This window comes from Caballeronia pedi (assembly GCF_001544915.2).
Lineage (GTDB): Bacteria > Pseudomonadota > Gammaproteobacteria > Burkholderiales > Burkholderiaceae > Caballeronia > Caballeronia pedi.
In genome coordinates this window covers 241,308-259,143 of the sequence record NZ_FCOE02000010.1, presented here as the reverse complement: position 1 = coordinate 259,143, position 17,836 = coordinate 241,308, and the positions used below count along the sequence as shown (strand labels likewise).

The window sequence follows — 17,836 nt, the reverse complement described above, 5'->3', positions numbered from 1 at the left end:
CTGAATCCCTCGCTGTACTTCGCCATGAAAAACACCCCAAAGGTTGGATCTGTGTCCAACTTTTGGGGTGCAGTTCACGAAGCGGGCGTCATCATCGAGATATCCAGAGAGACGACTCACGCGCGCGTGTGCGCGAACTCGCCGACCGGATGCGGCGGCTGCAGCGGATCGAAGTCGCTCCAGCGGCCTTGCTGCCAGCGGCCCGACGCGCGCTCGACATCCATGCCGCCCGCTTCGCGCAGCGCGCTTGCTGCCTGTTCCTGCGTTTCCGGCGATACATGCACGGCGACCAGCACCCCTGCATGGCGCGCAGGTTCCTCGGCATGCCCGGCATGACCGGGCTTTTTCGTATGCGACATCGCGCCGACGAGCGAGCCAACGTACGCGCCGACGCCAGCCGCGATCACCGAGACGAGTAACGGCGCATGAAAGACCGCGAAGATCGCCGCGCCCACCACGGCGCCGGCGACCGCGCCGATCGTCACACCCTTGCCGGCGCCCTTGGGCGCGGCGCTCGCGCCTGCATCCGTGCCGACATCGCCGCCGACCGGATAGCGCGCATGCTGGCCGCTCGGATTGACGAAAAAGAGCGTCACGTCTTCTTCGATGAAGCCGCGCGAAAATAGCTTCTGGGCTGCCGTTTCGGCGGCGCGAAAGGTCTGAAATCGGCCCGCAATGATCAGGGACATGTTCCCTCCTTGTTGGCTTTGGGTGGATGGCGAGTCCGTTAATCCGGCTCCATGCCCGCGACGCGGAACAGGCCGCTCCTCAGCACGACGGGCTGGCCGCCGTTGTCGTCGAGCACTTCGGCGCACACCGCGCGGATGCGCGCCGAGCCGCGCGTGAACGCGTCGAGCAGATGTTCCTCGCGTGGCGACTCCGCGCCGAAGTGATCTTCGAGCGCTTCGGCGCTGATCGAGCATACGACCGGCTCGCCGTCGATGAGCGCGGCGAAGTGGACCGCGAGGTCGTCGCCGTCATAAACGGGGGCTTCGTCTGCAAACGTGATGTGCATGGTCGAGTCCTCATAGGCGGGGCGGGAAGTCGAACGGGAGGCGGCAGCGAGCGCGGCGACATGCGCGGTGCTCATGATGCCGCCTTCGCTTTCGCGAGCTGCTGCGCCATCTCGTAGTGATGGCTGATGACCGGCAGCGCCTTGCTCGCGGCGGCCTTCATCGCGGTGTCATTGCCGCTTTCGCTCTCTTTCCTGAACAGTTCGACGGCCTTCTGATGCCCGCCCACGGCTACCTTTTCAATATAGGCCTTGTCGAACTCCGCGCCCTGAAGATTTTGCAGGCTGCCGATCACGGCCGAATCGGCTGCGGGCGGCGCGGTGATGCCGTGGCGTTTCGCGAGCACGTCGAGATTGCGCGCGAGCTTGGTGTGATCGACGATCATTCGCTGTGCGAATTCCCGCACCTGCCGGTCGCTCGCATGGGTGAGGGCGAGCTTGCTCGCGGCGATTTCCGTCGCGCCCGCCTGGCCGGCGTCCTGCAGGAACTGCTGATCGACGGGCGAGAGCTTCTCGCTCTGCACGGCGCTCGCGGCGGCGCGTTCGGTCTGGGCTTGCGCGGCTGACGCGCTTGCGGCGGCGACGGCCAGCGACAACGCGACCGCGCGGGCGTATGACATCGACGAATTCGGCATCGGCTTTCGCTCCGGTGCGACCTTCCGCGACTGCGGAATGCTCGCCCGAAATTCAGCAAAGGCTGTGCCCAGCGCGAAAAATGCGTCAGGCCGGCTCGACGCTGCGTTTGCCGGTGAGCCTCAGCACGCTGACCACGCCGGCGGCCGCCGCGAACGCCGCTGCGACGGCGAGCGCGATCACCGCGCCTTGCTTTGGCGCGAGGCCGAAGATCAGCGCGACGAGCGCTGCGCCCAGCGTCTGCCCGGTGAGGCGCGCGGTGCCGAGCATGCCGCTCGCGCCGCCGCTGCGATGGCGTGGCGCGGACGCGAGCATCTGACGATTGTTGGGCGACTGGAAAAGTCCGAAGCCGAGCCCGCAGACGGCCATGCGCCAGGCGATGTCGAACGCGCCCGGATGCGCGCCGACGCTCGCGAGCAGCACTAGTCCGACCGTGAGAATCGCGAGGCCGATGCCGCCGAGCAGCCCGGCCGAATAGCGATCCGCGAGCACGCCCGCGAGCGGTGCGACGAACACGATGACGAGCGGCCACGGCGTCATCAGAAAGCCGGTCTCGACCTGGCTCATGCCGAGCGTGTCCTGCAGCAGAAACGGCAGCGAAACGAACGCGAGCATCTGCGCGCAAAACGAACACACCGACGCGGCGACCGACAGCGCGAACACCGGAATACGCATCAGATCGACGGGCAGAAGCGGCGCGCTTTGCGTCAGTTGCCGCTTCACGAAGAAGTAGCCGATGACCGCCGTCGCGATCAGCTCGCCGACGAGATACGGCCGGTGCTCGCCGTGCCCGAAGCCATCGACCGCGACGATCGCAATGCCGAAGAACAGCGCGTTCATGATCGCGCTGATGTAGTCGTACGGCTGCCGATGCCCCGGCGTGCGCGGCATCGACTTCCAGCCGATCGCGAAGGCCGCGAGGCCGATCGGCACGTTGATCGCGAAAAGCCACGGCCAGGTCGCGACAGCGAGCACGCCCGAGGCGACCGTCGGCCCGATCACCGACGAAATCGCGACGACCGTCGCGTTGATCGACACGCCGCGCCCGAGCTGATCCTGCGGATAGATGATGCGCACCAGCGCCGTGTTGACGCTCATGATGCCCGCCGCGCCGAAGCCCTGCACGACGCGCGCGATGGTGAGCGTGACGAGCGAGCCCGACAGCGCGCACGCGAACGACGACACCGTGAACAGCGCGAGCCCCGCCATGTACACGCGCCGGTAGCCGATACGATCGCCCAGCGACGCGAGCGGCAGCAGCGAAATGGTGATGGCGAGCTGATACGCGTTGACGACCCAGATGGAATCGGCGGGCGATGCGTTCAGATTGCGCGCGATGGTCGGCAGCGCGACGTTGGCGATGGCGCCATCGAGCACCGCGAGCGTGATGCCGAGCGCGACGACGGCGATGGCCCAGTATCGCTGGGGCAGCGGCAGACCTTGATCGGAATCCATCGATGGGCGGAAAGTGGCGGGCGGCGCATTGTAGGGCGCGCCGTTTTCAAATGGCTTGGAGTGCGGCGGCGCGGCCGCAGCGGGCCGCGCCGTGCGTGGCGCTTACTTCAGTTCGTATAGGCCGGTGTAGGTCGCCGAGTCGATCTCGTTCAAATGCGTCATGAAGCGCGCGACCGCGTTGGTCGTGTTGATGTCGAGCGGCAGGTTTTCCGCCGAGAGCGCATGAATGCGGAAGATGTAGCGATGCGGCTTGTCGCCACGCGGCGGCGCCGCGCCGCCGAAGCCGACCGTGCCGTAGTCGTTGCGAAGCTGTAGCGCGCCTGGCGGCAGCAGACTGCCGTCGGCCTTGCCGGCGTCGCGCGGCAGCGAGCGCGTGTCGGGCGGAATATTGACGACGATCCAGTGCCAGAAGCCGCTGCCCGTGGGCGCGTCCGGATCGTAGACGGTGAGCGCGAGACTGTGCGTGTCGGCGGGAGGATCTTCCCATTGCAGCGCCGGGGAAACGTTATCGCCCGAGCCGCCGAACGCCTGCTGGTCGAACTCCTGCGCGTGCGTCATGAAGCCGTTGGCCGGAAATTCGTCGGACCAGATGCGGAAATCAGCCATGAGAGTCGTGCCTCCTTCTTCTAGCGATGTGAATGGATGCGGCACAGCGCGCCGGACTGCGTGAAGTCGAAGTCGCGCGGTCATGCGTGCGCGTGCAGCAAACGTGCCCGAGCGTGCGCCCCGAAAATCATGCGCGCGGCGCGGGCTAAGCCAATCGAGTGTAGCATCCGCCCCCGATATCCGGCACGGGCGCGAACGCCGCGCCCCGTCACCGGCGCGGCGTCGATTCGGCCCTCGAAACATGACGCGCGCTACAATAATGAGATGAATTCCGCGACCCATTTTGAGCCGGCGCGAGCCGAAAGGACGACCATGCCAAACGACCCGCGCCGCGCTGCCGGTCAATTCATGCCGGCGGGCGTGCCGGAGGACGATGCCGACATGTTCGACCTCGCGCCCGTCTCCCTCTGGCTCGAGGATTTCAGTGCAGTGCGCGAGCAGTTCGAGCGCTGGCGCGCGGCGGGCGTCACCGATCTGCGTGCGTTTCTCGCCGAGAATCCCGAACGCATCGCGGAGTGCTCGTCGCGCATTCGCGTCGTGAAGGTCAATCAGCGCACGCTGTCGCTGTTTCACGCGAAGGACGTCGATCATCTCGTGCAGAACCTGGATCGCGTGTTTCGCGACGACATGCTCACCACGCACGTCGACGAACTCGAACAACTTTGGTCCGGCAAGCCGCGCTTCGTCAGCCAGACCGTCAACTACACGCTCGACGGCAAGCGCCTCGACGTGCTGTTGAAGGCGGTCATCCTGCCGGGACACGAGGATACGTGGAGCCGCGTGCTCGTCACCATCGAGGACATCACCGAGCTCGAAGCGATGCGCCGCACGGCCGCCGCGAGCGAGCTATACGCGCGCGGGCTGTTCGAGCATTCGCCGGTGTCGCTGTGGGTGGAAGATTTCAGTTCCGTGAAGGCGCTGCTCGACGATGTGCGCGAACGCGGCATCGTCGACTTTCGAACGTTCACCAACGTGCATCCGGAGTTCGTCGAGCGCTGCATGCAGGAAATCCACGTGCGCGACGTGAATCAGCACACGCTGCGCATGTTCGCCGCCCCCGACAAGGCCACGCTGCTCTCGCGCCTGCCCGACGTGTTCCGCGACGACATGCAGCAGCACTTCCAGGAACAGCTGATCGAGTTGTGGGACGGCAAGCTGTTTCATCAGCGCGAGGTGCTCAACTATTCGCTCGATGGCAACGAAGTGCACGTGCATCTGCAGTTCTCGGTGTTTCCGGGACATGAAGCGCGCTGGGATCTCGTGCTGATCGCGCTGACGGACATCACCGCGCGCAAGAAGGCCGAGGCGTATCTGGAGTTTCTCGGCAAGCACGACGTGCTCACGAAGCTCAAGAACCGCTCGTTCTACATCGACGAGATCAATCGCCTGGAGCGCAAGGGACCGTTTCCGGTCACGGCGGTCGCCGTCGATGTCAACGGGCTCAAGGCCGTCAACGATCAACTGGGTCACGCCGCCGGCGATGCGCTTCTGCGCCGCGCGGGCGAAGTGCTCGGCAAGGCGGTGGAGAAGCCGTTCCAGGCGGCGCGCATCGGCGGCGACGAGTTCATGGTGCTGCTGCCCGGCACCGACGAGCGTGGCGGTGAAGCGGTCATCGACAGCATTCGCCAGTTGCTCGAAGTGAACAACCAGTTCTATTCGGGCATGCCGTTATCCTTCGCGATGGGCGCGGCCACCGCGCACGAAGGCGAACGCCTCGAACCGACTTTGCAACGCGCCGACGCCGCCATGTACGCCGAGAAGCGCGCGCATTACGACGGCAGGAGCGCGTGATTACTGCTGCTGCTGCGTGACTTCGTCGATACCGCGATCGAGCGCCGGGCACGCCTCGCCGATCTCCTTCTTGTACTCGGCGGGATTGCTCGTCCTGAGCTTGGCGAAGCGATCGACGGTCGGCTGCGCCTGCGCGAGACCGAGCTTCCATTCGCCGTCGAAATCGGGTGCGTCGGGATAGCTCGTGCGGACGACGTCCTTGAAACGGGCGACTTTCGCGGCATCGATATGACACACGTCGGCGGCGCCGCGCGCGATGTTCGCGCTCGTCATGACGCCTTCGGCGGCCATCAGTTGCTTCGACGACGGGTGGCCGGGCGGCAGCGCGGTCTGCGCCAGCGCGCAAAACGACACACTGAGAAACGCGGCGGCGAGCAGGCTAGAACGCTTCATGCACATGTGATTTTCGATTTGTTCGCGGGGTGGAAAAATTATAGGTGAAGCCTTCGGCGTGGAACGCCTGTTATGGCGAGGATGCGCCAATATCGCGTGCTAGAATCGATTTTCAATGCCGTTCTCAGACAGAAAAATGAAAAAAGGAAGCAAGGCCGCCAGTCCTGCGCCCTCGTCGACCACAGTAGAAGGGCGGCGCAAGTACGATCCTGAGGAGACCAAGCGGAACATTCTCGACATCGCCACGCAGGAGTTTTCGGCGATGGGCCTCGCGGGCGCGCGCGTCGACGCCATCGCGGAGCGCACCAACACCACGAAGCGCATGCTGTACTACTACTTCGGCAGCAAGGAAGGGCTGTACGAAGCGGTTCTGGAGCAGGTCTACGGCGATATCCGCGCGCTCGAACAGGAGTTGCAGCTCGCGGAGATGGACCCGGAGGAAGCGCTGCGCGAATTCGTCGGCTTCACGTTCGACTATCACGACAAGCATCGCGATTTCGTGCGGCTCGTGACCATCGAAAACATTCATGGCGCGAAGTACATCGAACTGTCGAAGACCTTCAAGTCGCGCAATTCGACGGTCGTGAAGACCATCGAGGATCTCATCGCGCGCGGTGTCGCGGCGGCCAAGTTTCGCGACGACGTCGACCCGATCGATCTGCATCTGATGATCAGCTCGTTCTGCTTTCACCGCGTGGCCAACCGTCATACGTGGGGTGCGGCCTTCGGGCGCGATCCGTCGGGCGTGCGCTCGCGTGCGCGTCATCGCGAGATGATCGTCGATGCTGTGTTGCGCTACATGCGGCGCGACGGCTGATCGATTCTTCGCGCAGGTGACAAAACGGCGACACGCTCACGCGGTCGCCGTTTTTTCGTCGCTATCAGGCTTTAGCGTTCCAGCAAGGTCTGGAAATGCGCGAACATGCGCTCGGCGTCCGGCTCGCAGCCGGTGAAGATGCGCAAGGCATCGACCGCCTGGCACACCGCCATGCCGCCGCCGCTCACGGTGCGGCAGCCGAGCGCTTTCGCCGCTTTCAGCAGTTCGGTTTCGAGCGGGAAATAGACGATTTCCGCGACCCACAATTCCTTGTGCAGATACTCGGCGGGCAATGGCATGCCCGGCAGCTTCGCCATGCCGGTCGGCGTCGCGTGGATGAGGCCGCTCGCGCTGGCGAGCGTCTCGCGCAGATCGCCGCCGCTTTTCACGACGCGATCGGCAAAGCGCGCGCCGAGTTCGGCGGCGAGCGCGGCCGCGCGTGCGGCGTCGGAGTCGAACAGCGTGAGTTCACGCGCGCCCATCGTGAGCGCTGCGTGCGCGACGGCGGCGCCCGCGCCGCCCGCGCCGAGCTGCACGACGCGCTCGAGCGGCGCGCCGGGCAGGCCACGCTGGAACGCGCGCGCGAAGCCCGACCAGTCCGTGTTGTAGCCGATGCGCTTGCCGTCCTTCAGCACCACCGTGTTCACGGCGCCGAGCGCGCGCGCGTCGGCATCGAGGTCATCGAGCAACGGGATCACGCTTTGCTTGCACGGATACGTGATGTTCAGGCCGTCGTAGCCCATGCGTTCGGCGGCGTCGAGCAGGTCGGGCAGGGCGGTCGGCGCAAGCTCCAGCGCCTGCAGGTCGATGCGCCGGTATACGTAATTGAGCCCGAGATTGGCGCCTTCCTTTTCGTGCATGGCCGGCGTGAGCGAGCCGCCGATGCCCGATCCGATCAGGCCGATGAGGTACGAAGTCTTGTTGGTCATGCGAGCGCTCCGGCATCGATGAGCACTGCATGCTGCAGTGCGAAATTGAATAGGTCCCAGTGTGAACGTGCGCGCGAACCTTGTCGGTTCGTGTTTTCACTAATTTGTACGGTCTAGTTAGTTTGTTATTATCTCGCAGAATGAGATGGATTGCGCGCGTGGGCGAGGATTTGCGCGTTTGTTATCCGTCGTCCCCGGCGCGGACGTCCTACACTGACAGCAACCGCACCCGATCCATCCGCATCTGCAATCAGGAGGCAGCGATGCTGCGTTCAATCCGGACATCCATCGCGACGGTATCCATCAGCGGCACGCTTCCCGAGAAGCTGCGAGCCATCAAGGCCGCCGGCTTCGACGGCGTCGAGATCTTCGAGAACGATCTGCTGTATTTCGACGGCACGCCCGCCGACGTGCGCCGCATGTGCGCCGACCTCGGCCTGGAGATCTATCTGTTCCAGCCGTTCCGCGATTTCGACGGCGTGAGCCCCGAGCGGCTCGCACGGAACGTCGAGCGCGCGAAACGCAAGTTCGAGCTGATGCACGAACTCGGCACGGACCGCATTCTCGTGTGCAGCAACGTGTCGCCCGACACGATTCGCGACGACGCGCTGATCACCGATCAACTCGGCGTGCTCGCGAACATTGCGGAGCAGGCGGGCGTGATCGTCGCGTACGAAGCGCTCGCGTGGGGCCGCTATGTGAACTCGTACAAGCACGCGTGGAAGCTCGTCGACGCGGTGAACCATCCGAGCCTGGGGCTTGCGCTCGATACCTTCCACACCCTGTCGATCCGCGATTCGGTGGAGGAGATCGCATCGATTCCGGGCGATCGCATCGCGTTCGTGCAGATCGCCGATGCGCCCTTGCTCGCGATGGACGTGCTCGAATGGAGCCGTCACTATCGGTGCTTTCCGGGGCAGGGCGCGTTCGATGTCGCGGGCTTCACGGCGCGCGTGCTCGAAGCGGGCTACAAGGGGCCGCTGTCGCTGGAAATCTTCAACGATGGCTTTCGCGCCGCGCCCACCGCGATCACGGCGGCGGATGGTCATCGCTCGCTGCGTTTTCTCGAAGAGCAGACGCGCGAACTGATGGGCGCGATGGGCAAGGAAGTGCCGCCCGAACTGTTCAACCCGCCCGCGCCGCCCGAGCACATAGGCTTCCAGTTTCTCGAATTCGCCGTCGACGACTCCACGCGCGAGCATCTCGCGCAATGGCTCGGTCGGCTCGGCTTCAGGCTCGCGGGCAAGCATCGCTCGAAGGATGTCGCGCTGTACCGGCATGGCGCGGGCTCGATCGTGCTCAATGCGGAAGCCGATTCGTTCGCGAGCGCGTTTTTCCAGAAGCACGGCTTGTCGCTGTGCGCGTCCGCGTTTCATGTCGACGACGCGAAGCTGGCGTTCGAACGCGCCGCGGCCTATGGATCGAAACCGTTCTCGGGAACCGTAGGCCCGAACGAGCGCGTGGTGCCGGGCGTGCAGTCGCCCGACGGCAGCCTCGATTATTTCGTCGACGAAGCGCCCGGCGGCCCGACGCTCTGGGAGTCCGATTTCATCCTGACCGATATCGACGGGCCGTATGAAGTGGGGCCGCTTTCTCGTATCGATCACGTATGCCTTTCGCTGCCCGCCGACGCGCTCGATACGTGGGTGCTGTTTTTCCGTAGCGCGTTCGGCTTCGAGACCGAGGCCGCCGTGCTCGTGCCCGATCCGTACGGACTCGTGCGCAGCCGGGCGGTGCGCAGCCGCGACGGCTCGGTGCGTATCGCGCTGAATGCTTCGGTGGACCGTTATACGGCGGTGTCGGAGTCGCTGTCGACGTATCGCGGCTCGGGCCTGAATCATGTCGCGTTCAGCACGCCGGATATCTTCGACGCGATTCCCCGCCTGGAAGCCGATGGCGTCAAATTCCTGCGCATCCCGCGCAACTACTACGACGACCTGGTCGCGCGCTTCGGCCTGCCCGACGAGCAGATCGACCAGATGCACGAGCACAACATCCTCTACGATCGCGACGAACGCGGCGGCGAGTTCTTTCATGCGTACACGGAGCAGCTCGATCAGCGCTTCTTCCTGGAGGTGATCGAGCGGCGCGGCGGCTACGATGGCTATGGCGCGGCCAACGCGGCGGTGCGGCTCGCGGCGCACGCGCAACAGCAGCAGCGCGCGCGTCAGGCGGCGTGAGATGGCGCGCGCCGTGACCTAGAATTCAGGCATGGCGGCATCGAAAAGCAGGAGGGCGCCATGTGGGATTTTTCGAGCATTTTCGTCGGGCTCGCGTGCCTCGCGACGATCGTCATCGTGCTGCTCGCGCAGGATTGGCGCGATGAGCATCGCAAGCGCGTGGCGGCGCGCGATCACGCGCATCGGCATCCGTTGCGCGAATGGTGGCTCAGGCATCGTCATTGAAGCGCGCTCAGACGCCTGAAGACGTCCCGCGGCCGGCAGCGACGGCGGGCGCTTGTTCGCGTTCGCGCCCGGCGGCTTCGAACGCGTCGATATGCAGATACAGGCGGTGAACCGTCTGAATCTGCGTGTGAGAGAGATGCGACTGGCGCGTGATGGAAGCCAGCCGCTCGCGCCAGTACGAAGGCGGCAGCAACGGCCCGCCGAGATCGCACGACAATGAACGACGCAACACCCGTTCGAGGTGCGTCAGGTCCTGGTCTGCCAGCAACGCCGAAAACGCGCCCTGCGGCTTGATATCGGGAAATGGGTCCATTACTCCGATGGCGGCAGACTTCGACGCGACTTGATAGGGATAAACCCTTGGTTTTCGCGATTTTTATCGACACGTGTTGAAGCGTCCGATTTTCTTCGCGTTCAAGCCGATCCCGCCGATAGCGTTTGCTATACTCTGCGCTCGCTCGCCGACGCATCGGCCGGGCGCGGTCCGCTCCCCGTAGTTCACGGGGTGGAATGATGGGCGCAACGCCTGTCAGTCAAGCTTCGTGCGTCTCGCTGTAGCAAATCCGTAGCACGATGCTGAAGTCGTCTTATTTTGGCGAGGGGTGGAACGAGGAATCCTCGATAGCTGAACGGACCCCATTGCGAAACATCGGTAGTCGTTCTTTTTGATGTTGCCTTCGCATCTTGACGCTCAGATTTTTCTAGACGCTGCGTATCGCCGGATAGACGACACGGCGCTTCACCGACGACTCACTCTGCGTCTTCGCTAAGTGCTCGATCTTCAAGGTCGCTGCGCCGGCTCAATTCCAGGGCGCAGGCGAAGTTGCTCGTCAAAGGTCTGCCCTGAAAAGTTTCAAAGACTGTAGACCAAGCATGCAAAATGCAGGACGTATCCAATTGCACGCGGCTGCCGTTGTCATGGCTACTGCCGCTGCGGAGTTCAGCAGTCGGCCAAGACACGACGTTCACCAAGTCGGGCACCCGGACGCTCGAACGCTAGCTTCACATCTCAAAGCGGCCGTTCGCCTGAAACGTCGCTGCGTGATTTACGTGAATACAGCGGGTTTTGTCGTCGGCAGGGCATAATCCATCGAAACAATGCGTTCGTCCGCGCCAACCTACGCTACCAAGAGATCCGTCCATGATTGCCTTTTCAACTCTATTCGGCAGTTTTGTTGGTGCAGGTCTAGCATTTCTTTCGAATCGCTATTTTGACCATGTTGAACAAAAGCGCGCCAATCTTGCTGCTGGCAATATGGCGATCTCGATTTTGTCCAAACAGTACGGGGATTTCGTAATCTTCCGCGCCCACCTCCAGGCCGAGGCAACCACAAAGAACAAGTATCCCGACTGGCTCCAGATATCCCCTTCTTTCTTGTCATTCTCGGAATGGCTGGTGATCGACATGAAGAGTCTGACGTTTATCCTTAATCAAGGGAAACGAGAGCTTTTCGCAAGACTGTTGGACGTACAGGCGAGATACGAAGATCTACGCCGGTTGATGGAAATCAACAATGAAGCCTGCGTGGCGCGGGACGATGCGATTATGCAAGCTGGCCTCGCTGAGGCCGATCCTATTACCGAACAGTATCGCTTTGAAGCGGCTGTTAATGCAACACTCAAGGCAAAGCTCACGAGCGCTAACGCGGCGCTAAGACATCGTGCCAAGAATGAGTTCTTCAATTATCAGACAACCGGACAGGAGCTTCGGGGTTTGATGATCTCATTGTATCGAGTGACGGAGGTAATGACATTTACGGCGATGGGCGCGAAGAAGGAACTTGTGAACGAACCATGGAGACTTGACCACGACGAGTCTTGAGCTATCCATTTGGGTAACCAAGGACGATTGGCTATCGACGCCGATCCAGTTCAGAGTAAACTGAACGACCGTTTCAACTCGGAGTACGCCGTTGACTTTCGTAGGTCGACGGTTCGTTCCGAGTCGGCGGACTTTTGCCGGATGCGGAGCGATCAACGTGGGCCGATACGGGGGCGGATCGGGTGGCCGCCATCTTTTGCCATTCGTGCATTTGCACCGCGTGATGGTTGAAGATTCGTTCCGCGCGAAACCGCGGTCGCTTTGCGCGGTTCGGTATGACGGCTCCACCGCTTTTGCCAATCCCAGTAGTTGCTGTAGTCCTTCGCGAAAGTGTAGATTGCCACACATGCGCTCGTTCCCTACTGTGTTCGAGGTCATGCAACCTCCGTTTTAAAGGAAGACCTAATTGATAGAGCATATTAAGAGACTCTCGACAGCGCGCCGCGCTAGTCTGGGCCGAGTGCGAGGCGAGGGCAAAAAAGTTGTAGCGCGGCCCAAGGCAGCCATGGTCGACAAACACCATGAGCGGAGGAGAAAATGGCTGGAAGATCGGACAGAACAAACGGTGCATGGAGCAAGCTATTCTTTGGTCTGTTGAAGTCGTTTATAGCTGCAATCGCCGGCTATTTTTTGCATTCTTTAGTAGATCACAGACAAGATCAAGTAAAGCGCGTAGATTCTCAGTTAAACGTCGTTTACAGGCCTTTGCGTGCAGAGCTGTTGGAAAATACACGAACGTGGGAAATTTTTCATAAAGCCCACTTCCCGGACAGGTTGGTATTCTTTGACGGCGGCGTACGAACGGTCGACGATATAAAAGTATGGCGGAACTACATACAAACGACGGCCCAGCGTTCGAATGAGCGCATGAGTGACCTTATCAGCAATAAAGTCGCTCTGCTTGTTGATGGCAGAATACCAAACGTGTTCGCCATCGTTATAGCCCATACTGAAAACTATAAGGTCACTATAGCCGGCTGGGAGAAGTCGACTCCCGACAAACCTGCTTTTTTCACTGCGAGCGCGAACACCTCGGGTGTGAATTTTCCGAGTCTCGATGACCTGCAACCGTGTGTAGATAAGCAGATAGAAATTTTGGAGAAAACGCAGCACGAATTAAATAACCCAATGAAGGGGCTTTTCGATACCGTTCCTGAGACAGTTCCGGCGGTGTGTGATGCACGGCGCTAAATGTAGATTGACCGGTAAACTCGACCGGCTGCCACTGCATTGAGGAGGTATGCAACGGCCGGTGTGGGTCGGCTTGCGCCGATCACGACTCGTGCGACGATGGGCGGCTGGTCACCCGCTGCGCCTATGTACCGACCAACGCAATCCAAGATTTTCTATCAACAGGCCCCGTGTGCGTGGTCAGCTACGTCCTGGTCTATCCCAAAGCCTCGCGGGCCAGCCGGCCAAGGTCGCACGCAGAGAACTGATTGCGATGCCCTGTCAGGACCCCGGCATCGTAGCCTGCTCTGCCCAATACGCGAAGGTTGCCCGGACAATCGATGGCTGCAGCAGAAAGTCATGCGCGGCCGCTGCGAGATCCGCGTTTACCGGCTGGATCGTCCCCGCCGCCATCGCGAGCAGCACCTGCTCCGCCGCTTGCTCCATCGACACCGCGAGATAGATGCTCTCCTCGATCGACGCACACGCGCAGATATAACCATGGTTGACGAGCAGTGCCGACCGGTAGCGGCCGAGCGCCGCTGTAATGATGCGGCCTTCCTCGTCGTCGATCGGCACACCCGGCCATTCGGAGAGAAACCCGCAATCGTCGTGGAACATGCACGCGTCCATGTGCGCGACGGGCAGCGGTATGCCCAGCATAGATAGCGCTGCGATGTTACGCGGATGGGTGTGAACGATCGCGTGCACGTCAGGCCGATGGCGATAAACCCATGCATGGAACCGCACCGCCGGATTTGGCACGCCCGAACCTTCGAGCACGTTCAGCTCGTCGTCCACGAGGATCATCGACGTGGAGCTCGAGCGTGCGAAGCTCTGGCCGAGCACAGGCGTCCAGTAACCGCGGCCCTGCGCATCGCGCCACGTGATTTGTCCGGCCAGGCTAGCCATGTGGCCTTTCGCGTAGAGGATACGGCACGCGTCGGCTAATGTATCGAGCGGCGCGCACGGCTGCACATCACTAAGTTCGCTTACGGTTGCACGGGGCTTCATCGGTTCATTCTCCTTGAGTGCGCGTCGGCGCCTGGTTAGCATGCGTTCGCACGGCGCCGCTCATGAGCCGCGTGCAGAGTGCCGCCACAAGTGCGAGCACGGCAATGTAGAGCGCGATAGCCTGCAGCCCGTGATAGCGCGCGGTGAGTGATGTTGCGACAATTGGCGCGAGGCCACCACCGATCGCCGCCGCGAATTGAATTCCGATCGAGATGCCGGAGCAGCGCACATCGACCGGAAACTGCGCTGCGAATAGCGCCGATTGCGGACCGAAAAGAAGTGAATAGTTGATGCCGAGCGCGAGTGCCATTGCACATTTCAGCGCGACAAGGCTGCCGCTATCGATCCAACGCAGTAACGGCACGGCGCAGACCGCCATCGCCAGCGCGCCGGCAAGATAGAAGCGTCGGACACCCACGCGGTCGGCGAGCCAGCCGAAGAGCGGAAGCGTGACGATCTGCAACGCGGCACCCATCATGACGGCGGACAGTACATCGGCGCGGCCAAAGCCGAGGTGCGTCGACGCATAGGCGATCATGAATACCGTAAGCACGTAATAGAGCGTCACTTCGGGTAACTTCGCGCCGATTGCGAGCAGCAACGACCGCTTGTGACGTGCGAGCAGTTGCAAGAGCGGCACATCGCGCGGCCCGTGCCCGGCGACCGCGCGTTCGAACGCGGGCGATTCGCCAACGCTGCGCCGCACGAACGCTCCGAGCCCGACGAGGACGACGCTTGCGATGAACGGTACACGCCACCCCCAGCTCTGGAAAGCGCCTTCTGGAAGCCGTGTCAGCAGATTGAACGCGCCTGTCGATAGCAGTAGGCCGAGTGGCGGCCCGATCTGCGGCAGGCTGCCGAACAGCGCCGCGCGACTCGCGGGTGCATGCTCGACGGCCATCAGCACCGCGCCTCCCATTTCCCCGCCCAGCGCGACACCCTGCAAAATCCGCAAAGCGACGAGCAGTACGGCCGACCACACACCGATTGAGGCATAGTTGGGAATCAGGCCGATCGCGACGGTCGAGCCACCCATCAGGAACAACGAGACCATCAGCATTGCACGGCGCCCGAGGCGATCGCCGAAGTGGCCGAACAGGATTGCACCAAGCGGCCGCGCAAAGAGCCCGGTCGCGAACGCACCGAACGACGCGAGCGTCGCGCTCGCCGGATCGAGGTTCGGGAAGAACTGCCGATTGAACACGAGCGCCGCGGCGGTACCGTATGCGATGAAGTCGAAGCCCTCTATGATCGAACCGGCGGTGGCCGAAAGGATCGCCTTGCCGCGCGCGCCCGGCATGGTCTGGGGCGCCGCGCCGGCGAGGTTGCCGAGCATGGGAAGCGGTTCATTCACGTGACGTCTCCTGACGTATGGGGTCGGCGTGGAACCGCCGAACTGTCGTCAGTATTCGTCCCACGCACGCGACGAGCCATGCGTCCAGAAATAAGTCTGGCTTAACCTGGTGTTATCGCGCGCGTACCAATGCGGCGTGCAATTTCGAGCGCGGCATCGAACGCCGGCGATGCGCGATGCCCGCTGCGCGACAGTGCGACCAGCCTGCGAGCTGGCATCGAGGGAAGAAGCCGGCGCCGCAACCCTCGATCCTCGACCATGTCGCGAGGCAATGTGGACGGCAATACCGTGACGCCGTCGGTCATCGACACGAGCCGCAGGCTAAGTTCGAGGGAATCACATTCGATGTAGGGCTGAACCGGAGCTCCAAGCGCGCGCTCGACTATCCGACGCAACGCATACGCGCGCGGCGGGACAATCAGCTTCAGGGCCACAAGATTTAAAGGCTCGTCAGCTTCAACGTCGAAGCGGGTGTACAGCGCCAGTGTCTCCTCGAACAGTGGCTGACTGACGAGATCCGGGCCATCCACGGCCGTTTCATAGACGAAACCGATATCGGCGCGGTCCCGTTCGATACTTTCCACGACGTTCGTGGAACTGTCGCAATGGATCGTCAGACTCAGGTTCGGATAGACATCGAACAGCTCGCGGCTCAGCATCGAGATGAACGAGGCTACCAACGTCTGTACCGTCGCGATTCGCAGCGTGCCACCTTGTTGCGATTGCAGCGACGAACGCACAAGTGCCGTATCGAGCGCGTTGATCAGCGGTTCGAGTTCAAGGAACAGCCCGCGGCCGTCCGGCGTCAGTTGCATCCCCCGTCCGTGTCGCAGGAAGAGCGTCCTGCCGAGCGAGGCTTCGAGTGCTCGAATCTGTTTGCTGACCGCGGGTTGCGTCACGCCGAGGATGTCGGCCGCCTCGCGGAGCGAATTCGCTCTCGCGACGGCGACAAACATGCGGACCTGGAGGTCCTGGCTGGCTGGAGCATGCATGGGAAGGTCGAAGGGAAGTCATCGGACAGGCCGCCATATTAGCCGAGGCCGCCAAACGTTCTGGCCACGCGTCGTTCCAGCCAGGAAAGCGAACGTCGAGTTCGCGTTGACCCGATGACCGCAACGAGGTCGACTCGAAACGTCTCGAGCCGAGTTGCCGCTACATAGTGGCGTTCAACTTTTAATGAATCTGTTAGATCAGTCCCTTGTTTGCTACTCGTTGTGCGGGGGTGGGCAGTCACCTCGTTGAGTCAATAGTGAAAAGGTGTAGAGACGGCTGGAATAGCATCGTCCAGCTGTCTTGCGCGGTGCACCATGGACACTCCCCCTAGACATCCTCTCGGCGCTACGCTCTTGTGACCGATCGTCAGTAGATCAAACTTCCTCAAAGAAATATTAATCGCCACCGCTCCGACCTACTAGAATAAGAATCGATCGTAGCGTCGCAGACCGACGCCGCTGACGGCCGTACGGAATTCCGGCGGACATCTACACCCGACCACGCAACGGCTGACGAAAGTTCTTCAACCAACTATGGTTGCTGCTCGCATTCGAGCCGGCATGCGGACCGTTTGCCTTCACCGGTGATCTGGCGTCAGGCGCTTGCTGTTGGACAGTGATCCGATCACTTGCTATCGCAGCGCTGATTCAACGTTCGCGTCCCGGCGACCGAATTTGTGAGCGATCTCCACGCTGCCCAATTACCTCTCGGCGAGGGTCTAGGATGAATCTCGATCAAAGCGACACGGCAGTGGTCTTCATCGACCCGCAAAACGACGTCCTGAGCCCATCCGGAAAGAATTGGGGGGCGGTAGGTGCTAGCGTCACGGAGAACAAGACCGTCGAGAATATGCTGAGAATTTTTGTAGCGGCGAAATCGGCGAATTTCAACGTTTTCATATCGCCTCATTATTTCTTTCCGACCGATCGTGCGTGGAAATTTAACGGTCCACTTGAAGCGGACGAGTTTTCGACCGGGACGTTCTCGCGCGAGGGACCTTTAAACCTACAGGGATTCGAGGGCTCCGGCGCGGACTGGCTTGAAGAATTCAAGCCCTATATCGAAGACGGCGGCGCTATCGTAGCCAGTCCTCACAAAGTCTTCGGGCCGCAAACGAACGACCTCGTACTCCAACTGCGCAAGCGCTCTATGCGCAGGGTGGTCCTCGGCGGGATGCTGGCCAACATGTGCGTCGAGGCCCACCTAAGAGATTTACTCGAACAGGGGTTCGAGGTCTATGTCGTCGCTGACGCGACCGCAGGGCCCCGTCATCCCGTTTGGGGAGATGGCTACAAAGCCGCAATGATCAACTATGCGTTTCTCGCCCATGCTGTTGTCTCGACTGACGAGGTCGTCACGAAGATGACGTGACTTTTCGTTTTTGGGCACGCCAATTCCTCGACCTTGGAAGTGTATTGGTCCGGTCGTACACCTAGCCCTGA

Annotated in this window: 18 protein-coding genes; 7 read left to right on the top strand and 11 right to left on the bottom strand. The window is 62.0% G+C overall.

From position 1 onward, the window contains the following. Positions 1–116: 116 nt before the first annotated feature. The 5 genes from AWB80_RS18135 to AWB80_RS18115 form a co-directional block, all read right to left on the bottom strand. The gene (locus tag AWB80_RS18135) at positions 117–689 is read right to left on the bottom strand and encodes a glycine zipper domain-containing protein (protein ID WP_061176028.1); all 573 of its coding nucleotides are present in this window, start codon (positions 687–689) and stop codon (positions 117–119) included. Between the two features lie 38 nt (positions 690–727). Continuing rightward, the gene (locus AWB80_RS18130; RefSeq protein ID WP_061176027.1) at positions 728–1,090 is read right to left on the bottom strand and encodes a DUF1488 family protein; all 363 of its coding nucleotides are present in this window, start codon (positions 1,088–1,090) and stop codon (positions 728–730) included. Beyond that, positions 1,087–1,647 (bottom strand): DUF4142 domain-containing protein, encoded by a 561-nt coding sequence (locus AWB80_RS18125; RefSeq protein ID WP_061176026.1) that lies wholly within the window; start codon positions 1,645–1,647, stop codon positions 1,087–1,089. The genes AWB80_RS18130 and AWB80_RS18125 overlap by 4 nt, the downstream gene beginning before the upstream one ends. Before the next feature lie 85 nt (positions 1,648–1,732). Further along, a complete protein-coding gene (locus tag AWB80_RS18120; RefSeq protein ID WP_061176025.1) occupies positions 1,733–3,100 on the bottom strand; it encodes an MFS transporter in 1,368 nt (455 codons plus the stop codon). Between the two features lie 102 nt (positions 3,101–3,202). Next, on the bottom strand, positions 3,203–3,706 hold the full coding sequence (locus tag AWB80_RS18115; protein ID WP_061176024.1) for a YbhB/YbcL family Raf kinase inhibitor-like protein: 504 nt from the start codon (positions 3,704–3,706) through the stop codon (positions 3,203–3,205). Between the two features lie 312 nt (positions 3,707–4,018). Between AWB80_RS18115 and AWB80_RS18110 the strand changes: the two genes are divergently transcribed. Further along, positions 4,019–5,497, top strand: a complete 1,479-nt coding sequence (locus AWB80_RS18110) for a sensor domain-containing diguanylate cyclase (RefSeq protein ID WP_087131388.1) — start codon at positions 4,019–4,021, stop codon at positions 5,495–5,497. Here AWB80_RS18110 and AWB80_RS18105 read toward each other — a convergent pair whose 3' ends face one another. After that, positions 5,498–5,890: a hypothetical protein gene (locus AWB80_RS18105; protein WP_244206571.1), complete on the bottom strand. Its 393-nt coding sequence runs from the start codon at positions 5,888–5,890 to the stop codon at positions 5,498–5,500. Between the two features lie 115 nt (positions 5,891–6,005). Between AWB80_RS18105 and AWB80_RS18100 the strand changes: the two genes are divergently transcribed. Further along, positions 6,006–6,707 carry a TetR/AcrR family transcriptional regulator gene (locus AWB80_RS18100; protein ID WP_425266864.1) on the top strand — a complete coding sequence of 234 codons (702 nt, stop codon included), beginning with the start codon at positions 6,006–6,008 and terminating at the stop codon, positions 6,705–6,707. 71 nt (positions 6,708–6,778) lie between these two features. On the opposite strand, the gene AWB80_RS18095 is transcribed toward AWB80_RS18100, so the two are convergent. After that, positions 6,779–7,636: a shikimate dehydrogenase gene (locus AWB80_RS18095; protein WP_061176021.1), complete on the bottom strand. Its 858-nt coding sequence runs from the start codon at positions 7,634–7,636 to the stop codon at positions 6,779–6,781. Positions 7,637–7,911: 275 nt separating this feature from the next. On the opposite strand from AWB80_RS18095, the gene AWB80_RS18090 reads away from it, so the two are divergent. Next, the gene (locus AWB80_RS18090; RefSeq protein WP_061176054.1) at positions 7,912–9,816 is read left to right on the top strand and encodes a bifunctional sugar phosphate isomerase/epimerase/4-hydroxyphenylpyruvate dioxygenase family protein; all 1,905 of its coding nucleotides are present in this window, start codon (positions 7,912–7,914) and stop codon (positions 9,814–9,816) included. 60 nt (positions 9,817–9,876) lie between these two features. Next, positions 9,877–10,041 carry a hypothetical protein gene (locus tag AWB80_RS44025; RefSeq protein WP_160147455.1) on the top strand — a complete coding sequence of 55 codons (165 nt, stop codon included), beginning with the start codon at positions 9,877–9,879 and terminating at the stop codon, positions 10,039–10,041. A 7-nt stretch (positions 10,042–10,048) separates the two neighbouring features. Here the strand turns inward: AWB80_RS44025 and AWB80_RS18085 are convergent, their stop codons facing one another. Then, on the bottom strand, positions 10,049–10,354 hold the full coding sequence (locus tag AWB80_RS18085) for a hypothetical protein (RefSeq protein WP_061176020.1): 306 nt from the start codon (positions 10,352–10,354) through the stop codon (positions 10,049–10,051). Between the two features lie 828 nt (positions 10,355–11,182). On the opposite strand from AWB80_RS18085, the gene AWB80_RS18080 reads away from it, so the two are divergent. Beyond that, positions 11,183–11,863 carry a hypothetical protein gene (locus AWB80_RS18080; RefSeq protein ID WP_143328079.1) on the top strand — a complete coding sequence of 227 codons (681 nt, stop codon included), beginning with the start codon at positions 11,183–11,185 and terminating at the stop codon, positions 11,861–11,863. A gap of 537 nt (positions 11,864–12,400) precedes the next feature. Further along, entirely contained in the window at positions 12,401–13,054 is a 654-nt protein-coding gene (locus AWB80_RS43340; RefSeq protein ID WP_143328078.1) for a hypothetical protein, read from the top strand. Positions 13,055–13,315: 261 nt separating this feature from the next. On the opposite strand, the gene AWB80_RS18070 is transcribed toward AWB80_RS43340, so the two are convergent. From AWB80_RS18070 to AWB80_RS18060, 3 genes are all read right to left on the bottom strand, one after another. Further along, positions 13,316–14,047 carry an aldolase gene (locus tag AWB80_RS18070; protein ID WP_061176017.1) on the bottom strand — a complete coding sequence of 244 codons (732 nt, stop codon included), beginning with the start codon at positions 14,045–14,047 and terminating at the stop codon, positions 13,316–13,318. A 4-nt stretch (positions 14,048–14,051) separates the two neighbouring features. Beyond that, the gene (locus AWB80_RS18065) at positions 14,052–15,401 is read right to left on the bottom strand and encodes an MFS transporter (protein ID WP_143328077.1); all 1,350 of its coding nucleotides are present in this window, start codon (positions 15,399–15,401) and stop codon (positions 14,052–14,054) included. A gap of 101 nt (positions 15,402–15,502) precedes the next feature. Further along, entirely contained in the window at positions 15,503–16,357 is an 855-nt protein-coding gene (locus AWB80_RS18060) for a LysR family transcriptional regulator (protein WP_061176015.1), read from the bottom strand. Between the two features lie 760 nt (positions 16,358–17,117). Between AWB80_RS18060 and AWB80_RS18055 the strand changes: the two genes are divergently transcribed. Next, positions 17,118–17,765: a cysteine hydrolase family protein gene (locus AWB80_RS18055; protein ID WP_061176014.1), complete on the top strand. Its 648-nt coding sequence runs from the start codon at positions 17,118–17,120 to the stop codon at positions 17,763–17,765. Positions 17,766–17,836: the final 71 nt, after the last annotated feature.

Excerpts from the sequence above, each read along its gene's own strand:
- AWB80_RS18135 (WP_061176028.1), bottom strand. The coding sequence starts at position 689 with ATGTCCCTGATCATTGCGGGCCGATTTCAGACCTTTCGCGCCGCCGAA.
- AWB80_RS18130 (WP_061176027.1), bottom strand. The coding sequence starts at position 1,090 with ATGAGCACCGCGCATGTCGCCGCGCTCGCTGCCGCCTCCCGTTCGACT.
- AWB80_RS18125 (WP_061176026.1), bottom strand. The coding sequence starts at position 1,647 with ATGCCGAATTCGTCGATGTCATACGCCCGCGCGGTCGCGTTGTCGCTG.
- AWB80_RS18120 (WP_061176025.1), bottom strand. The coding sequence starts at position 3,100 with ATGGATTCCGATCAAGGTCTGCCGCTGCCCCAGCGATACTGGGCCATC.
- AWB80_RS18115 (WP_061176024.1), bottom strand. The coding sequence starts at position 3,706 with ATGGCTGATTTCCGCATCTGGTCCGACGAATTTCCGGCCAACGGCTTC.
- AWB80_RS18110 (WP_087131388.1), top strand. The coding sequence starts at position 4,019 with ATGCCAAACGACCCGCGCCGCGCTGCCGGTCAATTCATGCCGGCGGGC.
- AWB80_RS18105 (WP_244206571.1), bottom strand. The coding sequence starts at position 5,890 with ATGAAGCGTTCTAGCCTGCTCGCCGCCGCGTTTCTCAGTGTGTCGTTT.
- AWB80_RS18100 (WP_425266864.1), top strand. The coding sequence starts at position 6,006 with ATGCCGTTCTCAGACAGAAAAATGAAAAAAGGAAGCAAGGCCGCCAGT.
- AWB80_RS18095 (WP_061176021.1), bottom strand. The coding sequence starts at position 7,636 with ATGACCAACAAGACTTCGTACCTCATCGGCCTGATCGGATCGGGCATC.
- AWB80_RS44025 (WP_160147455.1), top strand. The coding sequence starts at position 9,877 with ATGTGGGATTTTTCGAGCATTTTCGTCGGGCTCGCGTGCCTCGCGACG.
- AWB80_RS18085 (WP_061176020.1), bottom strand. The coding sequence starts at position 10,354 with ATGGACCCATTTCCCGATATCAAGCCGCAGGGCGCGTTTTCGGCGTTG.
- AWB80_RS18080 (WP_143328079.1), top strand. The coding sequence starts at position 11,183 with ATGATTGCCTTTTCAACTCTATTCGGCAGTTTTGTTGGTGCAGGTCTA.
- AWB80_RS43340 (WP_143328078.1), top strand. The coding sequence starts at position 12,401 with ATGGCTGGAAGATCGGACAGAACAAACGGTGCATGGAGCAAGCTATTC.
- AWB80_RS18070 (WP_061176017.1), bottom strand. The coding sequence starts at position 14,047 with ATGAAGCCCCGTGCAACCGTAAGCGAACTTAGTGATGTGCAGCCGTGC.
- AWB80_RS18060 (WP_061176015.1), bottom strand. The coding sequence starts at position 16,357 with ATGTTTGTCGCCGTCGCGAGAGCGAATTCGCTCCGCGAGGCGGCCGAC.
- AWB80_RS18055 (WP_061176014.1), top strand. The coding sequence starts at position 17,118 with ATGAATCTCGATCAAAGCGACACGGCAGTGGTCTTCATCGACCCGCAA.